General features: G+C 44.2%; 23 protein-coding genes, 1 tRNA gene and 1 riboswitch. Of the genes, 7 read left to right on the top strand and 17 right to left on the bottom strand.

Annotated features, from left to right (window positions below; translation table 11 throughout):
* Positions 1-182: 182 nt before the first annotated feature.
* From gcvPB to gcvT, 3 genes are read right to left on the bottom strand one after another with little or no spacing between them, the layout of a single operon-like run.
* A complete protein-coding gene (gene gcvPB, locus M1E06_RS08420; RefSeq protein WP_035338368.1) occupies positions 183-1,640 on the bottom strand; it encodes an aminomethyl-transferring glycine dehydrogenase subunit GcvPB in 1,458 nt (485 codons plus the stop codon).
* Positions 1,633-2,979 carry an aminomethyl-transferring glycine dehydrogenase subunit GcvPA gene (gene gcvPA, locus M1E06_RS08415; RefSeq protein ID WP_025811166.1) on the bottom strand — a complete coding sequence of 449 codons (1,347 nt, stop codon included), beginning with the start codon at positions 2,977-2,979 and terminating at the stop codon, positions 1,633-1,635. Before gcvPA ends, gcvPB begins: the two co-directional genes overlap by 8 nt.
* A 30-nt stretch (positions 2,980-3,009) precedes the next feature.
* Positions 3,010-4,104, bottom strand: coding sequence for a glycine cleavage system aminomethyltransferase GcvT (gene gcvT, locus M1E06_RS08410; RefSeq protein WP_035338369.1), 1,095 nt, complete (start codon positions 4,102-4,104; stop codon positions 3,010-3,012).
* A gap of 245 nt (positions 4,105-4,349) precedes the next feature.
* Positions 4,350-4,454: riboswitch (glycine riboswitch) on the bottom strand.
* Between the two features lie 244 nt (positions 4,455-4,698).
* On the opposite strand from gcvT, the gene M1E06_RS08405 reads away from it, so the two are divergent.
* The 4 genes from M1E06_RS08405 (at position 4,699) to sinR (ending at position 7,915) form a co-directional block, all read left to right on the top strand.
* The gene (locus tag M1E06_RS08405) at positions 4,699-6,378 is read left to right on the top strand and encodes a DEAD/DEAH box helicase (protein WP_020452163.1); all 1,680 of its coding nucleotides are present in this window, start codon (positions 4,699-4,701) and stop codon (positions 6,376-6,378) included.
* 6 nt (positions 6,379-6,384) lie between these two features.
* On the top strand, positions 6,385-7,179 hold the full coding sequence (locus M1E06_RS08400) for a YqhG family protein (protein WP_020452164.1): 795 nt from the start codon (positions 6,385-6,387) through the stop codon (positions 7,177-7,179).
* A gap of 190 nt (positions 7,180-7,369) precedes the next feature.
* Positions 7,370-7,546, top strand: coding sequence for an anti-repressor SinI (sinI, locus tag M1E06_RS08395; protein ID WP_023855184.1), 177 nt, complete (start codon positions 7,370-7,372; stop codon positions 7,544-7,546).
* Positions 7,547-7,579: 33 nt separating this feature from the next.
* Positions 7,580-7,915, top strand: a complete 336-nt coding sequence (sinR, locus tag M1E06_RS08390) for a transcriptional regulator SinR (protein WP_023855185.1) — start codon at positions 7,580-7,582, stop codon at positions 7,913-7,915.
* A gap of 104 nt (positions 7,916-8,019) precedes the next feature.
* Here the strand turns inward: sinR and tasA are convergent, their stop codons facing one another.
* The 3 genes from tasA to tapA form a co-directional block, all read right to left on the bottom strand.
* On the bottom strand, positions 8,020-8,814 hold the full coding sequence (gene tasA / locus M1E06_RS08385) for a biofilm matrix protein TasA (protein ID WP_020452167.1): 795 nt from the start codon (positions 8,812-8,814) through the stop codon (positions 8,020-8,022).
* Between the two features lie 72 nt (positions 8,815-8,886).
* Complete coding sequence (gene sipW, locus M1E06_RS08380) at positions 8,887-9,471, bottom strand: signal peptidase I SipW (protein ID WP_035338370.1); 585 nt, start codon at positions 9,469-9,471, stop codon at positions 8,887-8,889.
* The gene (gene tapA / locus M1E06_RS08375) at positions 9,468-10,196 is read right to left on the bottom strand and encodes an amyloid fiber anchoring/assembly protein TapA (protein ID WP_020452169.1); all 729 of its coding nucleotides are present in this window, start codon (positions 10,194-10,196) and stop codon (positions 9,468-9,470) included. The genes sipW and tapA overlap by 4 nt, the downstream gene beginning before the upstream one ends.
* Before the next feature lie 277 nt (positions 10,197-10,473).
* On the opposite strand from tapA, the gene M1E06_RS08370 reads away from it, so the two are divergent.
* Positions 10,474-10,794, top strand: a complete 321-nt coding sequence (locus M1E06_RS08370) for a YqzG/YhdC family protein (protein WP_023855188.1) — start codon at positions 10,474-10,476, stop codon at positions 10,792-10,794.
* Positions 10,795-10,823: 29 nt separating this feature from the next.
* Here M1E06_RS08370 and M1E06_RS08365 read toward each other — a convergent pair whose 3' ends face one another.
* The 9 genes from M1E06_RS08365 to M1E06_RS08325 form a co-directional block, all read right to left on the bottom strand.
* Complete coding sequence (locus tag M1E06_RS08365; RefSeq protein ID WP_020452171.1) at positions 10,824-11,006, bottom strand: YqzE family protein; 183 nt, start codon at positions 11,004-11,006, stop codon at positions 10,824-10,826.
* Positions 11,007-11,094: 88 nt separating this feature from the next.
* The gene (gene comGG, locus M1E06_RS08360; protein ID WP_025811163.1) at positions 11,095-11,460 is read right to left on the bottom strand and encodes a competence type IV pilus minor pilin ComGG; all 366 of its coding nucleotides are present in this window, start codon (positions 11,458-11,460) and stop codon (positions 11,095-11,097) included.
* An 11-nt stretch (positions 11,461-11,471) separates the two neighbouring features.
* Positions 11,472-11,960, bottom strand: coding sequence for a competence type IV pilus minor pilin ComGF (comGF, locus tag M1E06_RS08355; RefSeq protein WP_240635801.1), 489 nt, complete (start codon positions 11,958-11,960; stop codon positions 11,472-11,474).
* Positions 11,869-12,216, bottom strand: a complete 348-nt coding sequence (gene comGE / locus M1E06_RS08350; protein WP_025811161.1) for a competence type IV pilus minor pilin ComGE — start codon at positions 12,214-12,216, stop codon at positions 11,869-11,871. Before comGE ends, comGF begins: the two co-directional genes overlap by 92 nt.
* Positions 12,200-12,637: a competence type IV pilus minor pilin ComGD gene (gene comGD / locus M1E06_RS08345; protein WP_020452175.1), complete on the bottom strand. Its 438-nt coding sequence runs from the start codon at positions 12,635-12,637 to the stop codon at positions 12,200-12,202. Before comGD ends, comGE begins: the two co-directional genes overlap by 17 nt.
* 5 nt (positions 12,638-12,642) lie before the next feature.
* Positions 12,643-12,936: a competence type IV pilus major pilin ComGC gene (gene comGC, locus M1E06_RS08340; RefSeq protein ID WP_020452176.1), complete on the bottom strand. Its 294-nt coding sequence runs from the start codon at positions 12,934-12,936 to the stop codon at positions 12,643-12,645.
* 13 nt (positions 12,937-12,949) lie between these two features.
* Positions 12,950-13,984: a competence type IV pilus assembly protein ComGB gene (gene comGB / locus M1E06_RS08335; protein WP_035338372.1), complete on the bottom strand. Its 1,035-nt coding sequence runs from the start codon at positions 13,982-13,984 to the stop codon at positions 12,950-12,952.
* On the bottom strand, positions 13,974-15,038 hold the full coding sequence (gene comGA, locus M1E06_RS08330; protein WP_025811157.1) for a competence type IV pilus ATPase ComGA: 1,065 nt from the start codon (positions 15,036-15,038) through the stop codon (positions 13,974-13,976). Before comGA ends, comGB begins: the two co-directional genes overlap by 11 nt.
* A gap of 157 nt (positions 15,039-15,195) precedes the next feature.
* Positions 15,196-16,035, bottom strand: a complete 840-nt coding sequence (locus tag M1E06_RS08325; RefSeq protein ID WP_035338373.1) for an STAS domain-containing protein — start codon at positions 16,033-16,035, stop codon at positions 15,196-15,198.
* Positions 16,036-16,142: 107 nt separating this feature from the next.
* Here M1E06_RS08325 and M1E06_RS08320 point away from each other — a divergent pair.
* Positions 16,143-16,214: transfer RNA gene (locus tag M1E06_RS08320), tRNA-Gln, on the top strand.
* 62 nt (positions 16,215-16,276) lie between these two features.
* Here M1E06_RS08320 and M1E06_RS08315 read toward each other — a convergent pair.
* Positions 16,277-16,654: a Spx/MgsR family RNA polymerase-binding regulatory protein gene (locus tag M1E06_RS08315; protein WP_003183482.1), complete on the bottom strand. Its 378-nt coding sequence runs from the start codon at positions 16,652-16,654 to the stop codon at positions 16,277-16,279.
* Between the two features lie 210 nt (positions 16,655-16,864).
* Between M1E06_RS08315 and M1E06_RS08310 the strand changes: the two genes are divergently transcribed.
* The gene (locus tag M1E06_RS08310; protein WP_020452180.1) at positions 16,865-17,110 is read left to right on the top strand and encodes a DUF2626 domain-containing protein; all 246 of its coding nucleotides are present in this window, start codon (positions 16,865-16,867) and stop codon (positions 17,108-17,110) included.
* Positions 17,111-17,145: 35 nt separating this feature from the next.
* On the opposite strand, the gene M1E06_RS08305 is transcribed toward M1E06_RS08310, so the two are convergent.
* The gene (locus tag M1E06_RS08305; protein WP_020452181.1) at positions 17,146-17,784 is read right to left on the bottom strand and encodes an MBL fold metallo-hydrolase; all 639 of its coding nucleotides are present in this window, start codon (positions 17,782-17,784) and stop codon (positions 17,146-17,148) included.
* Positions 17,785-17,847 lie beyond the last annotated feature (63 nt).

Here is a 17,847-nt window from a genome sequence, read left to right as displayed (position 1 = left end):
ATTATATTTGATAAAAACATTGAAACTATCACGTTTTACAATGTAATTTTTATTTTTAATTTTAAATTTGATGAATTTACTATTTAATACGAGAGAAATCCTTATCATTCAGTACATAAACCGTTTACATAAAGATGTTTTTTTTACAAAAAAACCGGCGAAATCGATCCGCCGGCTTCTTATCATTTTTCATAACGCAGCACGGGCTTCCGCGCAGCTTTTGTTTCATCCATGCGTTTCACAACGGTTGAATGCGGTGCTTCCTGAACGACTTCAGGCGTTTCCTCCGCTTCTTTTGCAATCTGGATCATCGTATCGATAAACGCATCGAGCGTTTCTTTAGACTCTGTTTCTGTCGGTTCAATCATGATGCATTCCTCGACATTCAGCGGGAAATAGATAGTCGGCGGATGGAAGCCGAAGTCCAAAAGCCGCTTTGCGATGTCAAGCGTCCTGACTCCCAGCTTTTTCTGGCGCCTTCCCGACAGCACAAATTCGTGCTTACAGTGCCGGTCAAACGGCAGATCGTAGTATGGAGCAAGCTTTCTCATCATATAATTCGCATTTAAAACGGCGTTTTCCGTTACTTCTTTGAGCCCGTCCGGCCCCATTGAACGAATGTACGTATAAGCTCTCACATTGATGCCGAAGTTTCCGTAGTAAGGTTTCACCCTGCCGATCGAATGCGGACGGTCATGGTCAAAGGTATAACGGCCGTCTTTTTTCACCAGCACCGGCTTCGGCAAATACGGAATCAATTCCTTCTTGACGCCGACAGGGCCTGATCCAGGTCCTCCTCCTCCATGCGGTCCTGTAAAGGTTTTGTGAAGGTTCAAATGGACGACGTCAAATCCCATGTCACCCGGCCTTGCTTTGCTGAGAACGGCGTTCAGGTTCGCTCCGTCATAGTACAGCTTTCCTCCGGCTTTATGGACGATTTCAGCCATTTCTAAAATATTTTCTTCAAAAAGGCCGAGCGTATTTGGATTAGTCAGCATTAACGCGGCTGTTTCTTCATCTACGACACGCTTTAAATCTTCGAGATCAACAAGACCGTCGTCATTCGATTTGACGGTGACCGTTTCAAATCCGGCAACAGTCGCAGACGCCGGGTTTGTACCGTGGGCCGAATCAGGTACAATGACCTTCGTCCTTTTATGATCGCCGTTTGCCTCATGGAACGCGCGGATCATCATCAGCCCGGTCCACTCGCCGTGCGCACCCGCAGCCGGCTGAAGGGTGACCTCATCCATCCCCGTGATCTCTTCCAAATGCTCGCTCAAGTCGTACAAGAGCTCCAGCGCACCCTGCACGGTCCGTTCATCCTGGAGCGGATGGATCGCAGAAAGTCCTGGGATTCTCGCGATTTTTTCGTTAATCTTCGGGTTGTACTTCATCGTGCATGAACCGAGCGGATAAAAGCCCGAATCCACTCCGTGGTTGCGCCTTGATAAAGCCGTATAATGGCGCATAATATCAAGCTCAGACACTTCGGGGAGATCTGCCGGTTCATCTCTGAGATACGCTTCGTCAAGGACGTCTGTCACATCTGTTTCAGGGACGTCAAGCTCAGGAAGGCTGTAGCCGATCCGCCCTTCTTTTGATACTTCAAAAATAAGCGATTGATCTTGATTATTCATGGCGATCCCCCAATTCATTCATGAGTGTATCGATTTCCTCTCTTGTTCTGAGCTCTGTCACGGCGATCAGCATGTGCTGTTTTAAATCCCGATATGAAGCGCCGAGATCGTAGCCTCCGATAATATTTTTCTCAAGCAGGCGTTCATTCGCTTTTTCGACAGGTTCATTGAGCCTGACGACAAACTCATTGAACATCGGCCCGTCAAACACGACTTCAAGACCGGCCCGTTTAGCTGCTTCTTTTGCGTAAGCCGCTTTTTGCAGGTTCTGCCATGCGATTTCCTTGACGCCTTTTTTGCCGAGCGCCGTCATGGCGACTGATGCGGCAAGCGCATTGAGCGCCTGGTTGGAGCATATATTTGATGTTGCTTTATCCCGTCTGATATGCTGCTCGCGCGCCTGCAAGGTGAGAACGAATCCCCTTTTCCCGTTTTCATCTTCCGTCTGACCGACGAGACGGCCAGGCACTTTTCTCATCAATTTTTTCGTGACGGCAAAGAATCCACAGTGCGGCCCGCCGAAAGCGGCCGGTATTCCGAACGGCTGGGCATCCCCGACAACGATGTCAGCTCCCAGTGCCCCGGGCGGTGTTAAAAGCCCGAGAGCCAGCGGATTGGCGGACACGATGAACATGCTTTTCCCTTTATGGGCGATCGGTTCAATGTCTTTCAGCGGCTCAATTCGCCCGAAAAAGTTAGGGTATTGGACGATCACTGCTGCTGTATCTTCGCAGACGGCTTCATCAAGAGCCGCAAGATCTGTTGTTCCGTTTTTGGCAGGGACTTCTACCACGTCGATGTACTGTCCTTTCGCATACGTTACTAAAACCTCGCGCGATTCGGGATGGACGGTTTCCGAAACGACGATTTTTTTCTTTTTTGTATGTCCTGAAGCAAGCATTGCCGCTTCGGCTAATGCCGTTCCCCCGTCATACATCGACGAGTTGCTGATATCCATGCCCGTCAGCTCGCAAATCATCGTTTGAAATTCAAAGATCGCCTGGAGCTCCCCTTGAGAAATTTCAGGCTGATACGGTGTATAAGCCGTGTAAAATTCCGACCGCGAAATCACGTGGTCCACGATGACGGGCTGGTAATGATCGTATACGCCCGCTCCCAAAAAAGAGGCGTGCATCACTGTATCTTTATTTTTAGCCGCGAGTTTCGTCAGCTCTTTTGTGAGCTCAGTCTCGGACTTTGCCTTTTTAATTTGGTATTCCCCTTTAAATTTAACGCTTTCGGGTATATCGGAGAATAGCTCGTCGATCTTCTCGACTCCAATTGCCTCAAGCATTTCTTTTTTATCCTGATCTGTAGCTGGCAGGTAACGGTGCTTCATCTTCAGTCTCCTTTCACGGCCTTGGCAAACTTACGGCTGCCGTTTGTAAAATGGGGTTTTCACGATTTTGGCTTTCAAGCGCTTATTTCTGATTTCCACTTCAACGACGGTGTCGAGGGCACAGGCTTCTTTTTTCAGCAATGCGAGGCCGACGTTTTTCTTTAAGGTCGGCGACTGTGTGCCGGTTGTCACCTCGCCTGCTTGTTCGCCTTGATAATAGACGGCGTAGCCGTGCCTTGGAATGCCTTTATCGATCATTTCAAGGCCGACGAGCTTTCTGTCCGCTCCATGTTCCTTTTGGCTTGCCAGGACGGCTTTTCCGAAGAAGTCCGAGGCTTTGTTTGTTTTGACGGCGAATCCGATGCCGGCTTCGATCGGTGTAATATCTTTTGAGAGCTCTTGTCCGTACAGCGGCAGCTTCGCTTCAAACCTCAGCGTATCTCTGGCCCCGAGGCCGCACGGCACTAATCCCGAATCCTTGCCCGTTTCAATAAGCAGCTTCCAAATGTAGGCTGCATCTTCACTCCGGCAGTAAATCTCAAAGCCGTCCTCTCCCGTGTATCCCGTTCTGGACACAAGCGCCTGCACGCTGCCAATCGCCGCATCATCCCTGAACGTAAACAGCTTTAACCCGGCAAGATCGCTATCTGCGACCTGTTTTAAAATCGATTCGGCCTTCGGTCCTTGAAGGGCAAGCAGCGCAACCTCGCCAGACACGTTTCGAACCGAAACGTCTCCTTCTTGGTGCTTGTTCATCCAATCGACGTCCTTGTCGATATTGGCTGCGTTAATGACGAGCATGTAGACATTGGCCGCTTTTTTATAGACGAGGAGATCGTCGATCGTTCCGCCGTCTTCATAGCACATGGCCGTATACTGGGCACCGCCTTCTTTCAGTGTCGAAACATCGTTTGTCAACAGTTTTTGCAAAAACGGAAGGCTGTCTGTTCCTGTGATTTCGACCTCCCCCATGTGTGAGACGTCAAAAAGCCCCGCTTTCGTCCTGACGGCTTCATGCTCCTCTTTAATTGAAGAAAATTGAACAGGCAGTTCCCAGCCGCCAAAATCAATCGTTTTTCCGCCATATTCCTTATAAAGGTCAAATAAAGGCGTTCGTTTAAGCATTCTGCTTCCCCCTTCGCTTTTCAAACTAAAAACAAGTTTGCCAATCATCAGAAAACAAGAAAGATTCCAACATCACCTGGATGGTTCCGCCGCTTTGGACGGCACAAAAAAGGACAGAGAAGCCCCTTTGTCAGTTCTGAGGCTCTCTGTCCTGGCACCTGAAAGTTTACTTTGCATCAAAAGCAAAGATGTCCCCTTTGGTGGTTTGTTAAAACATCATATGATACAAACTCTCTCCAGAGTTGCGTCAAGCAAGAGTTCTTTTGCCTGAGAGATTCACTGTTTCCCCAGCTTGCTCCTTCGGCGCCGCTTTAAGGTTTCCCGCTATCGGTCTCTCCCCTTGCTGTCATTCGCTCATATTCATTTCTTTTCATGGACATACTATATAAAGCTTATGATTTTTTTACTGATGATCTACAAATATCCTACCATCATCACAACAATTGGGCAACAGGAAAAATCATTAACAATTTATTATTTTAAAATAAGAATGTTCGTGTTTTGTTTATTTGTTAGTAAAATCCGTTTTTTTCACGCAATATTTTCTTTTAAAAAAGAACATTTGAATCTCAGAAGAGAAAGGCGGCATTAGTGATGAGACCAGACATTCATTTCGACAACGAGTGGCCGGAACAGTTCAAAAAGCACCTTGATGAAGACGGACCATGGGCGAATTGGGAGCTTTACAAGCTTTCCTGTGAAGTGCAGAAAAGGCTTGCGATTCCGACGTTTGAAGGCTTGCAGGCCCCTTATCACCTCCCAGGCTTCACCCCGCTTCCCCATCAGCTCGAAGTCGCCCGGAAGGTAGTCGAGCAGATGAACGGAAAAGCCATCTTGGCGGATGAAGTGGGCCTCGGCAAAACGGTCGAGGCTGGGCTGATATTAAAAGAATACATGATTCGCGGGCTGGCCAAGAAAATCTTAATCCTCGTCCCCGCCTCGCTCGTCTCGCAATGGGTGAAGGAACTGCGGGAAAAGTTTTTAATTCCGGCCGTGGAACAGAAAAAAAGCTATGTCTGGGAGCAGTGCGATGTTGTCGTCTCCTCCCTTGACACGGCAAAGCGGTCGCCGCACAGGGAGACGGTTTTGTCGATCCAGTATGATGTGGTGATTATTGATGAAGCTCACAAACTGAAAAACAATAAAACAAAAAATTACGAGTTTGTCCGCAGCTTAAAGAAAAAATATTGCCTGATGCTGACGGCGACGCCCATCCAAAACAAGATCGACGAAATATTTAATCTCGTTTCCCTGCTAAAACCCGGACACTTGGGAAATGAAAGCAACTTCAACAAAGATTATACAAAACAGATCAATTCAGCTGAAGCGCATGAACGCTTAAAGTCCCTTATCAATAAAGTCATGATCAGAAACAGACGGCATGATACCGGCATCACCTGGACGAAGCGCCATGTCGAAACCGTGCCCATTTCCTTTTCTCCTACAGAACAGGCTTTGTATGACGAGATTAAAAAGCTGAAGACAAGTCATCAGCATTCATCAAGCATGTTCTCAATCATGACATTGGAGCGCGAATGCTGTTCAAGCAGAGAAGCTGTCTATATGACGCTGAAAAACATGCTTGACCGAAAGGATCGCGAAGCGCCGGTGATCTCCGAACCTGTCATCCACCATTTGATCGAAAAGGTCAACGAGGTCGCGCAAAATTCAAAAGCGCTGAAAGTTGTTGAGCTCATTCAAGAACTCGATGACAAAGTCATCATCTTTACTGAATACAGGGCGACGCAGATTTATCTGCAATGGTTCCTCCAGCAGAACGGCATCAGTTCTGTACCGTTCAGAGGCGGATTTAAAAGAGGAAAGAAAGACTGGATGAAAGATTTGTTCAGGGGCAAAGTTCAAGTTCTGATCGCGACTGAAGCAGGCGGTGAAGGGATCAACCTTCAATTTTGCAATAAAATCATCAACTATGACCTTCCGTGGAACCCGATGCGTCTCGAACAAAGGATCGGCCGGATTCACCGGCTCGGCCAGGAACGCGATGTTTACATTTACAACATGGCAACAAAGCATACCGTAGAAGAGCATATTTTAAAACTTCTCTATGAAAAGATCCATTTGTTCGAAAAAGTCGTCGGAGACTTGGATGATATTTTAACAAAAATCGAGGTCGGCAATTTTGAAGACCACCTTCATGACATTCTCTTTTACTCCGCGACAGACGAGGAAATGAAGATTAAAATGGAAAACTTAACCTCTTTCATTTCATACGGAAATGAAGCCGTTTCAAACCAAGAACAGATCGGAGGCTAAAATCAAATGCGTCAGGAAGAAATATACCTGTTTTTAGAACGCTTTTTCATCGCAAACGGCTGCACGATCACCGACAAAAGTTCAGGCCACATGACTGTGCAGCTGACGGTTGAAGTCGATAAACAGATTATGAACAGGCCGTTTTACTGGCACTGGCTCGAAAAGACGGGCGGAGAACCTAATCCGATGAAAATCACGCTGATCACGAATGAAGACGAGGCCCCTTCCGATATCGAAGGTGAGTTTATTCATTTTGGATCACCAAGACTTTTTCAAATTTTCCAGGCCGTGCAAAAAAACGGCAAATTTATTCGCCTTTATGAGAAAATCCGTTCCGATGGAGCCCATATTTCCCTGGAACCGTGGCTCGGCATGAATGTGACGATCTCGTACCAATCCGACATGAAAAAAGATAAGCTTCTGTCTCTCGGCCTTCATTTAATCAGCGGTCAGCTGGTCGAATCGTTTCAAGAACAAATGGAGGCCCGAGATCTCTCTTCACAGATCTCTGATTACTGCTACACGATGTCGCCGTTGATTAAGCCGGAAAGCGGCATTAAACGGCTTGAGCGCTATATCGAACAGGCGGCCAGAAGCGAGCCGCTTGATTGGGCTGAAGCTTCCCTGAAACGCTGGAATAACGACCTGTCACTTTTAAACCAATTTTACGAGGATACTGAAGAAAAACCGGAGGAATACGAAATTGAGAAAAAGGCTCTCCAAACGCTTTACGAGCCTAAAATCGATATTAAAGTTCAAAACGGGGGATTATTTTATTTGCACAAAAAAAATTCAGGATAATTTTTCCGATTCGACAACATTCTTGTTTTTATTCAGTGAGCTGGACTTATAATAGAACTAAAGAGATAGGAGGAACTTTCGTAACACCATTTGGACAAGCTTGGTAAAGTGTTGAGTCTCGGGGTTTATCTTTGTTTATCACAACACGGTTGTCTGAAATACATAATGAAGTATTTTGGGGGGGAAATGTATGAATAAAGATAAAAATGAGAAAGAAGAATTGGATGAGGAGTGGACAGAACTGATTAAACACGCTCTTGAACAAGGCATTAGTCCAGAGGATATACGTATTTTTCTCAATTTGGGTGAGAAGTCTTCAAAACCTTCCGCATCAATTGAAAGAAGTCATTCAATAAATCCTTTCTGAATGTGCTATAATATCGAAAGGAAGGTGATGACATTGATTGGCCAGCGTATTAAACAATATCGAAAAGAAAAAGGCTACTCACTATCTGAACTAGCTGAAAAGGCTGGGGTAGCGAAGTCTTATTTAAGTTCAATAGAAAGAAACTTGCAAACAAACCCCTCCATTCAATTTCTAGAAAAAGTCTCCGCTGTTCTGGACGTCTCGGTTCATACCCTGCTCAATGAGAAAGATGAAACCGAATACGATGGTCAATTAGATAGTGAATGGGAAAATCTAGTTCGTGACGCTATGGCATCAGGGGTTTCTAAAAAACAATTTCGAGAATTTTTAGATTATCAAAAGTGGAAGAAAAGACAGGAAAAGGAGTAAGGGAAACATATCTTACTCCCTTTGGCATTTTTTACGCTGAATAAGCCGATTCCTCATGAACATAAAAAAACGGATCATACAGATCCGTTTTTTAAATTGCACCATTATTTATCTTCACTGTGCGCTCTTTCGTTCTCTTTTACATAACCTTTTTCATCGGCATGTTTTTTGCCGTCGATTGTCAAGCCGTTCCATTGAGTACCTTCGAATGAGAAGTCAAGCTGCACAGAATCTCCTTGATATTTGTTCTGTACCATTCTGCCGCTGGCGTCTGTTGTTTTGTCATTGACGAACTCAATCACCAATTGAACTTTGTCAAAGTCATATGGATCTTTCGGAATGCCGTCGTATTCAGGCGCCGTTTTTCCGTTGATTGTCGCTACATTGATTTTGCCATTGTCATGCAGGAACTCTGGCTCGATTGCTTTCTTCACTTTTTCGTACGCGGCCTTATCTTTTTTCGCGGACATATTGTACAGATCATAAAGGTTGGCTTCATCTAAAATGATGTTTTTAGGATAGCCGTTTCCGCCTTCAACTCCGACAGTCAGAACGCTGACTTTAAATTGTTTCAGGAAGTCTTCCGCTGTGCTTTTTCCGCCGTTTTTCGCGTTTCCGTCAACGAAATTGCTGTAGCCAACCTGCATCAGCACTTCTTTAATCGCAAGTGATCCGTCATTTTTGAATTCGAAATCTTTAGTGAATTTGTCGCCAGGTTTTAAGTTGGACAAGTTCACTCTTGCAGATGTATCTTTCGCATTCAGGTCAAGCGTACCTGCTGCATAAGTTGCTTGAGTTGTTTCGATGTCGTTAAACGCAGCCCAAGTTCCTCCTCCTACTAATGCCAGTCCAAGCGCAGCAGACGCAACGCCTAATCCGAGTTTTTTCTTTGTACCCATTGATAACTCCTCCTTTTATAATAAGAAAATCTGTATATATGGAGACCTGAATGTTCAGGTGACCAACGAAGATTACATGGAAACTGATTGATCTTTCCCGGCGGCTTCAATTGCTTTAGTTTTTTGGTCAATCTCTCTTAAAGCCGCGGATACAGTAATCACTGCATAAAGAATCAACAAGAGTCCCGGCACGATCAGCAATATAGCTGTGCCGATCGGTTTACTTGCAAAATCCAGCAAATACCCGGCATACGGAACCGTAATGCCCGAATACTTAGCGACAACATTTTCCGCCAGCACCGGATCGGAATCAGGGTTTTGGTTATTGTCACCCTTTGTTTTAAACATGAGGTTTGATTTATTTTTTGTTATACCGATAATTCGGTGGGTAACCATGGTGTTTTCGTCTTGCATGAATGTAATAATATCTCCCTTTTTCAAAGACCCGGGATTTTCAATCTTTTGAACGGCTATCACAGAACCTGTTTTAAACTCCGGCTCCATCGAACCGGATAAAACCGTTTTCAATTGATAGCCGAAGAGCTGCGGCTCTCCGCCGGACGACTTTGTCGAAATTACGACGATGACCGCGGCGATGATGATTGTGAAAATAATCACATATAAGATATTGCTGACCCATTTGATCACATGTTTCATGACGCTTCCCCGCTTTCTAATGAATTTTCTTCTTTTCTATTTTCTTTATCTACGGATTCACTGCTCTTTGGTGTTTTCTCTATGTCCTGTTCAGACTTTTCCCGTGTTTCTGTCTGTTCTGTTTGCTTCGGCTTTTCTGATGCTTTTTTAGGCGGCTTCGGTGTTTCTTCTTTACAGTCTTGAAGCTTCATCACATTTGACCAAATAAAAGGTTTGCCCTTTTTCACATCGGGATGGCCTTCAGGCTTAATCAATTTAAATGCGTAGAGCCCTCCTTTTGCCGCCCGCTTTGACTCTATCCGGTAGATGTTCTTTTCGGCTTCTTTTTTGAACGCGCCTTTATCGATCACAGTCCCGTCCTCTAACGGTTTTTTGGCATTACCGAGTTTATGCAGCTCCCACTTCCATTCAGAGTCGGCGATTTGGCTGCCGCGGTTTTTATATTCTGCAAACAATGTCAGCGGTGCACAGACCGTTCCTTTCGTCTTTGTCTGTTTTTGAAGCTTCAAATTGCTCCCGTCCCACTGTTTCCCATCTTGAGGAAATGAAGAGGCCGCTTTCATTGTCATGCTGTATGTTTCCACATCGTGAAATGATGCGTTTGTATGCTGTGACAGCTGACTCCCCAATCCAATTAAAAGATAAATGATCAGCAGCGTTTGAAAAACGATGATGTTTTTTCCGGCTCTTTTTCGGGATCTCCTAGTTCGAGATAATCGGATCATGACTACCCTCCTAGCGAGTATGTAATGGCTTTTTTCGCTCGTTCGTTTTAAAGAACTTGATAGTTAGAGTATAAAGAACAAATGTGCCATTTGAAAACTATCAAAATAGTCGATTAAGTTCGTTTTACAGAACGTTTTCGTTTAATTCCTCAAAAAATCTCTCAAATTCTCATCTTTTCGAAAAGTTTGAAGTTCTTTATAAAGTACATAATTTCTTCTTCATTTTTGTATAAACACTGTTGACAAGGAAAAAATAGGATAGAAAGGATGATGCCCCGTGCTGAAAAATGCTATGTTATGCTCTTTTTTACTGCTTGCAAGCATCGGGCCGCTCAATGCCCATGCGGCAGCTTACGAAACAGCCCGCATGTCTAAGTGGGAAGAAAAAGCGGTTGAGGAAGCAAAAAAGAGGTATCCGGAAGCAGAAGTGCGTCTCACGAAAAAAGTATGGGATCGAAAGCGGGCGGATGAAGCGGTCAAACAATACCATGTCACATTGAGTGAAGGAAATAAAAATTTCGGAGTGTTTGTTACAATTTCATTTGAACCTGCGACACACAAAATCAACAAAGTCGTCGTTGTGGAAGAATATAAATAAGCCGCTTTGCAGTAGAAAGCGGCTTGTCTTTATTTATGCCTTTTAAAAAACATGATACACCCAAGAGGAAGAATGCCGAACCATTGATATATCCTGGACGGCGGCTTTGATTCTTTACGTTTTTCTTTCATTTCTTTTCTTTCCTGCTTAGGCGTGTCCATATATTTTACGAGCTGTTCCGTCATATATTTAACATAATCGTTCGTTTTCATCACATCACCTCTTGGGGAGTTCTGTCAGTTGAAGTGTTGTCATACGAATCTTTTTTTATACATTCTTCATGATTCCGACACACAATTTTTAATATTCTTTCCACTGTGTGATTTTCTTAGTGCTCAAATCATATTGGAATTCAGCGCTCGTTCCTGTGCCGGAAGCTGTCGTTACCTCTATCTTCACTCGCTTGAGCCGCTGATGAGCCGGATTGACAGTATAGGATATCAAGCCATGCTGTTTTTGAATTTTCTCTTTTGTCTCTTCGTGAATATGAGACAAGGCATGGAGCATTCCATTTTGGAGTAGGTTTTGCTGAATATGAAATTCTTTTGTTTGCTGTGCAAACATTCGTTGATTCGTTAATAAAACGGCTGAATGACCCGCGCAGAGCATGCAAATCACAGCTGTGAAAACAGCAGCCGGATAAATGAATCCTTTTGAATTTTTCACGTGATCACCTTTTACATATGATAGAGCGGAATGGACTTACGGTATGACTTGCCGCTTAAACTTGTCGCTTCAAGGATCAGCAGATGATCTTCAATCACAAACCTCATATGTTTGACATGTTGCAAAAGCGGCACATGACCTTTTCCATTGACTCTTTTTCGAATAACTGTCTGATATTTCTCATAGCGAACAGCGGCACCTTGGCGATTTGTCATTTCCAATGACTGATGATCGTCGCCCGCTCTTAGATCAACCGAGTTCCTGCACTCCTTCAATATTTGCTCGGCAGTAATCGTCCATTCGCGCGGGTGAATATCCGCACCGTTTCTTTCCGGGGATAAAAACAGATGAAGTATCGAGGCCATCGTTCCTGCAATGAACATATACACCATTAAGGAAACCAGTACATTAAGAAGGGTAAATCCCTTTTGACCGCAAAATGGTGAAGCAACGCCTTTGACTGTCTCTTTTTTTAATGGAGATGCATACTTCATAATCATCTCCCTGCTCCTTCCATTCAATAAAGTAAGATGTGTTTCGGTAAAGCACAGTTTCTTTAGGCTGAAACCGTCCGGTCAGTGTGTAGCGGCTGATCTTTTCATCCAATATGCGATATGCCTCTTCTTCTTTTTCAGATGCCCCGCGCTGCAAAGACAGCTGATGAACCATAGGAATCAATAACATGGTGATCATGACCCAAATGCCGAATGCGGAAACAGCTTCAACTGTTGTAAAGCCTCTATTTTTTTTGCACATTAATCTTTCCGCTTCCTAAATAGATCGTCAGTGCAAAAGAGGCGTGCTGTGTATCGATCACGATTTTCCCCCCTTGATTCGGAACTCCGCTTGGGTTAAAAGTAAGAGTTCGTTTGAGCGTCGCTTTTTTGAACGCAATATGGCAACTGTATGTCCTGACCAGCTTAGGCGATGAGCCTTCGTCCGCGTGCTTAATAATATAGCGGCAGCCGGCAAAGTCAAACTGCACCTTAACCGTCGCATGGCGGACGAGAGCTGTCTGCTGTGCGTAAAGCAGATCCTCTTCAAGCTGTGAGACAAAGTGCTGAACAACTCTTTTTTCATAAACGGGAGGCAGTGCGGCAAAGAGAAGAGAGAGCATAATGGAACCGATCATCAATACAGTTAGGCTTTCCAAAAGCGTAAATCCTTTTTGATTCATAACCGTCAATCAGCCTGTGCTTTGCCGTTTGAAATTTTAATTGCTTTCCCATTCGGGCACTTTAAGTTCTTCTTCACGTAACCTTCAGATTCAAGGTCCGCCCTACTCGGCGTTTTCCCGTCATGATCCATTTGATAAGCCGTGATTTGCGCTTGAACCATATTAATTAACCCTTCGCATCCTTTCTTTTGAATACTTTGATTATGCTTGGTCACATTCGGTATGGTGATCAACAGCAGGATGGAGATGACGAGCATGACGACTAACATTTCTATCAGTGTAAATCCCTTTTCATTCACAGTTCCGTCCTCCTTATAACTGGTTCATCATTTGATACATTGGCAAAAGCATAGACAAATAAAGAATTAATATCATCGCCGCTGTTAGCCCGTAAATCAATGGCTGGATCAAACCTGTCCATTTTTCTGCTTTCCGTTCAAGCCGTTCAATCAAAAATTGACTGTATGAATACAGCTCTCTGTATAAGTGTCCGTTTAATTGGCCGTGAGCAACAGCCTTCGCCAGATCATTTTCATAAAACGGATGCCCGGCCAGCATCTGCTCCAGACTCTCCCCTTGTTTCAGCCGCTCGATCAGGCGCTTCGCTTCATTTTTATGAAATGATAAAAACGGCTGGCTTTCAAATGCTTTTAAACTGTCATATACAGACAGACCAGCTTGCAAAAGATTGCTCAATTGGAGCGATAAAAAATAACTGTTGAATAGTTTGAAGGTTTGGCCCAGCAAGGGGATTCTAATGAGAAAGGTCATTTTGTCTTCTGGAGGTTTATGGCGAAATGAACACAGATAATAGAGGGATAAAGCGGCGGCAATCAACATCATTCCTGCGATAAAAAGATAAAAATGATCAAAAACCGAAAAGATGAGGGTCGTTGCAAAAGACGTTTCAACGTTCATTGATTCATAGATCGCGGAAAATTGCGGGATGATTGCCGATTTCATAATAGAGATAATGACGCAGACCGTTAAAACTAAAAACAAGGGATATCTGGCGGCTTTCTTTAGTTTTTCGGTTTGAGCGATCTTGCGGTGAAGCAGCTCTCCGCTCTGCCGAAAGGCATACGGCAAATTCCCGTGCTGTTCGGCAAAGTAAACAATGGTAACAGCATCCTTATGAAATGAAATCATTTCAAGCACTTGAAACACAGGTCGCCCTTCTGTCAGCTTCTCCATCGCAAATGTCAGATCTGCTCTTCGCCTTTCATTCAATTGCAGTTTCAGCATACTTAAAGCATCCAAAATCGTATATCCGCTCTTCATCATGTCTCCGAGTTTTTTCAGAATGTCCGCCTGTTCCCGGACGGGCCACTTCATTTTAATCTTCATGGCCTATCCAGCGTTCATAAGTATTCGACGGCAGATATCCGAGTGCTATTCCCTTCTGGATCAGCGTTTTCAAAGTTTCTGTTTTTATGTCACCGCACCTGCCTTTTGCTTCTTCGATGCAGAGATTGAGGCTTTTTCCGTACAAAAGCTCGAAGACGCTTGCTCTTCTCACAGGCCTCGACAATCTGCAATATAAAGAGCAGCTGTCGCCGCAAAACGGGCAGACGAGACCGACGAGGCGCTGGGCGCTGATTGCGACCAGTGTTTGTTCAATTTCTGTCATATCAACGCCGAACTCGAGCAGCCTGTATATTGCGCCTTTGGCATTTTTCGCATGCATGCTCGATAAAACAAGGTGTCCTGTCAAAGCTGCCCTGACTGCGATTTGGGCTGTTTCGGCATCGCGAATTTCCCCGAGGATGATCATGTCCGGATCGTGGCGAAGCACCGCCTTCAACCCCGCAGAATAAGTCATGCCAGCTTTTTCGTTTACTTGCACTTGCAAAATGTTTTCGCTTCTTGATTCAACAGGGTCTTCCAAGGTAATGATGTTTCGCTTAAAATGCCGCTTAGCGTATTCGATTAAAGAATAGAGTGTTGTCGTTTTCCCCGAGCCTGTCGGACCGGTGAACAGAATTAATCCGTGGGAATGCTTCAGAAAAGACAGCAGCTTGAATGTTGCACTCGGAAACAATGAGAGCTTTGTGAGCGGCTTGCTGCTCATCTTGGGAAGAAGCCTGATGACCAAGCTTTCATCATGGATGGTGGGCAGAGTGGACATTCTTAAATGAACGGGCTGACGGTTGATATAAAGAGTCAAAGCTCCGCTTTGCGGCAGCCGTCTTTCCCCAATATCCATCGAAGAAAGGAATTTAAAGTGAGAAATGAGCCTTGAGCACTCATTTCTCGTTAATCTGTCTTTTTGAAAAAGTTCATCATCAATCCTGAAGCGAACCACCGCCTCTTTTTCACCGGGAACAATATGAATGTCTGACGCCTTCATTCTATATGCCTCGTCAATTAATCTTCCGCTTAATGATTCAATCGTGTACAAACCATTGCGCCTCCTTTCTAAGCGCAGTTTATACGAAAAACATCGGAAGCATCAAATCCTTAAAAATCGCAAATCAAGCTGAATACGAAGCAAAAACGGAATTTCCGAATACCGATTTGACTATTTTATTCAGCTTCCAACTGCTGAAATGAGAAATTTAAACCTTCTCTTCAGCCTTGCCGTTTTCACGGATGCAAAAGCCTTTATTGCAAAGCGCCTTAGCAAGGCTCTGTTCTGTGTTAATATGCGAAAAATCCATCCCAAGCTTCACAACTGTTTGGGCAATCTCCGGTCTCAAGCCCGAAAGAACCGTCTCAACGCCAAGTAGTTTTGTGCTGTCTACGACTTTGAACAACTGGTAGGCAACCATCGTATCGACGACAGGAACACCGGAAATATCAATAAACAGATGCGAGAGATGAAGCTCAGCACACTGCTTAAGCGCAGATTCAATGATCACCGTTGCCCTGTGAGTATCAATTTCGCCAATGAGCGGCAGCACACCGATGTGTTCTGATACCGGTATAACAGGTGCGCTCAGTTCGCGTATCATCTCGGTCTGCGCCTTCAATTGCCTCTTTGTCGTATGCTCATATTCAAGAATAAACTGTTCAATAACCTCATCCATCATTGAGTGAAGCTGTTTATTCCAGATAAAAAAGTCTTTTTTCGAACAGTCCGGTGCATGTTTATCCGAAAAATGCTCGATTTCATCTATTAAAAGTTCACGGCACACTTTAAACCCCTTTATGCTTTCAGTCACCGGAATTTGGCTAACAGCCCTGTCGTAGGCAATTTCCTTGGCGCATCCGGAAGCTTTATCCCAGCATAGCGCCTGTTCATCCTTGGCAAATACCCTTGAAACAGCCAGTATAAAGTCCTTATATTGCTGTGCCGTTTTTTCTTTTTCAGACGCTGTTCGGGACAGCCATTCATCGGTGATTCTGTCCGCCTGTTTGACCAAATACTCATAAAGGGCTGCATGCTTGTTTTCCATGTCAATCCTCCTCATTGTTTTCCTTTAAAATCAATCGGCTATATGACCAACATTTTGATCACTATGTATAAAACGAAATCGATTGTCTACACTATACGTAAGCGCATTGGGCTATAGCCAAGCGGTAAGGCAACGGACTTTGACTCCGTGACGCGCTGGTTCGAATCCAGCTAGCCCAGTTACACAGGCGAAAAAACGAAGATATGCTGAACATGCAATGTGTCAGCAATCTTCGTTTTTTTCAGGAAACAGAACGGTGTAAGGTGTGTTTTTTTAATTTTAAGAGTTCGCCGGGATTATATCCGACAACCAGCTTATCGCCGTTTACGATAATCGGGCGTCTCAGCAGCTTTGGTTTTTGAATTAACAATTCCAGCACTTCGCTGACCGTTAATTCTTCGATATCAAGATTTAACTCTTTAAATGCCTGGCTTCTTGTCGCCAATATCTCATCAATTCCTTCGGTCGTGAGAGACAAAATATGTTTCAGCTCGTCCTGATTCGGCGTTTCCCTGAAAAGATGCCGCTCTGTAAAATCAACCTGGTTCGCTTTCAGCCAATGTTTCGTTTTCCGGCATGATGTGCAGCTCGGGTATGAATAAAAGGTCAGCTCTTCCATGAATGATTCCTCCTTAAAATGTACTGACTTTGTCTTTGTATGTTTTAGTACCCGTGATATTTTCCGTTTAAACACGTGACAGGTGATTTTTTAAAAATGCTTATCACAAAATTGTAAAAAATGAATTGATTTTCCCAAAATGAAAATGTTTACATTTCAAGATAAATTGGCTTATAATAAAATCAAAGGGGCTTTTTGGGAGGGATATAAATGAATCGCATGTTCCGTGTGTTAGGATTCTGGACAGGTATCTTTGCGGTCATGTTTTATTTAGGAAATATGAAAGATGCATCACTGCTGTTCTTCGGTCAAACTGTATTCTTTGTGTTCTTATCGTATCTCAACTTGACCGAGCGGATGTACATTTATATTTTCGGTGCTTACTTGACAGTCTTTTTTGCCGCATTTACATATTATTCTGTGTTTATTATGGTTCCCGGGCAGGGAGGCCATTAAAAAAGACGATCCATCAGGATCGTCTTTTTTATGTTTTACAAAGTAAATCCGTTGATGAACGGGTTTTGTTCCTGTTCTGTTGCAATGTCCGTCTCGGGGCCGTGACCGCTTAACACAAGCGTCTCTTCCGGAAGTGTCAGCAGTTTTTGATGAATACTGTCCATCAGCACCTTTTGATTTCCTCCCGGCAGGTCTGTACGCCCGACTCCCCCTTTAAATAAAACATCCCCGGAAACGATCAGGTTTTCTTCTTCCGCATAATACGAGACGCTGCCCGGAGAATGTCCAGGCGTAAAGAGCATGCGGAGCGTAAAAGAGCCGATTTTAAGATCCCCCTCTTCTTCGATCAGATGATCTGCTTTTTCTGCTGTGATCGTCTGTCCCGTAAGCAGCGCTGAACCATTTAATGAAGGATCAGTCAGCCATTCAGCTTCATTTTTATGTACGTATACAGGAATGTTCCATTCTTTTCTGACATTGTCCACGGCTCCGATATGATCAAAATGAGCGTGAGTGAGCAATACTGCAAGAGGCTTCAAACCGTTTTCTTTTATGTATGCATTCAGTTTCCCTGATTCGCTGCCGGGATCAATTATTAAACAGGTACCGTCATCATGGGATAAAATATAAGCGTTCGTCTGGATTGGCCCTAAAGGCATTCTTCTCCATTTCATTTTCTTCACCTCAGATTCATCTTTCTTTGTTCCATTATGAAGGTTTTGCGGGAAACTTTCAAT

It is taken from the genome of Bacillus sp. AK124 (genome assembly GCF_053903085.1).
This window is presented reverse-complemented; position numbering and strand designations above follow the sequence as displayed.

Excerpts from the sequence above, each read along its gene's own strand:
- gcvPB (WP_035338368.1), bottom strand. The coding sequence starts at position 1,640 with ATGAATAATCAAGATCAATCGCTTATTTTTGAAGTATCAAAAGAAGGG.
- gcvPA (WP_025811166.1), bottom strand. The coding sequence starts at position 2,979 with ATGAAGCACCGTTACCTGCCAGCTACAGATCAGGATAAAAAAGAAATG.
- gcvT (WP_035338369.1), bottom strand. The coding sequence starts at position 4,104 with ATGCTTAAACGAACGCCTTTATTTGACCTTTATAAGGAATATGGCGGA.
- M1E06_RS08405 (WP_020452163.1), top strand. The coding sequence starts at position 4,699 with ATGAGACCAGACATTCATTTCGACAACGAGTGGCCGGAACAGTTCAAA.
- M1E06_RS08400 (WP_020452164.1), top strand. The coding sequence starts at position 6,385 with ATGCGTCAGGAAGAAATATACCTGTTTTTAGAACGCTTTTTCATCGCA.
- sinI (WP_023855184.1), top strand. The coding sequence starts at position 7,370 with ATGAATAAAGATAAAAATGAGAAAGAAGAATTGGATGAGGAGTGGACA.
- tasA (WP_020452167.1), bottom strand. The coding sequence starts at position 8,814 with ATGGGTACAAAGAAAAAACTCGGATTAGGCGTTGCGTCTGCTGCGCTT.
- sipW (WP_035338370.1), bottom strand. The coding sequence starts at position 9,471 with ATGAAACATGTGATCAAATGGGTCAGCAATATCTTATATGTGATTATT.
- tapA (WP_020452169.1), bottom strand. The coding sequence starts at position 10,196 with ATGATCCGATTATCTCGAACTAGGAGATCCCGAAAAAGAGCCGGAAAA.
- M1E06_RS08365 (WP_020452171.1), bottom strand. The coding sequence starts at position 11,006 with ATGAAAACGAACGATTATGTTAAATATATGACGGAACAGCTCGTAAAA.
- comGF (WP_240635801.1), bottom strand. The coding sequence starts at position 11,960 with ATGATTATGAAGTATGCATCTCCATTAAAAAAAGAGACAGTCAAAGGC.
- comGE (WP_025811161.1), bottom strand. The coding sequence starts at position 12,216 with ATGTGCAAAAAAAATAGAGGCTTTACAACAGTTGAAGCTGTTTCCGCA.
- comGD (WP_020452175.1), bottom strand. The coding sequence starts at position 12,637 with ATGAATCAAAAAGGATTTACGCTTTTGGAAAGCCTAACTGTATTGATG.
- comGB (WP_035338372.1), bottom strand. The coding sequence starts at position 13,984 with ATGAAGATTAAAATGAAGTGGCCCGTCCGGGAACAGGCGGACATTCTG.
- M1E06_RS08325 (WP_035338373.1), bottom strand. The coding sequence starts at position 16,035 with ATGGAAAACAAGCATGCAGCCCTTTATGAGTATTTGGTCAAACAGGCG.
- M1E06_RS08315 (WP_003183482.1), bottom strand. The coding sequence starts at position 16,654 with ATGGAAGAGCTGACCTTTTATTCATACCCGAGCTGCACATCATGCCGG.
- M1E06_RS08310 (WP_020452180.1), top strand. The coding sequence starts at position 16,865 with ATGAATCGCATGTTCCGTGTGTTAGGATTCTGGACAGGTATCTTTGCG.
- M1E06_RS08305 (WP_020452181.1), bottom strand. The coding sequence starts at position 17,784 with ATGAAATGGAGAAGAATGCCTTTAGGGCCAATCCAGACGAACGCTTAT.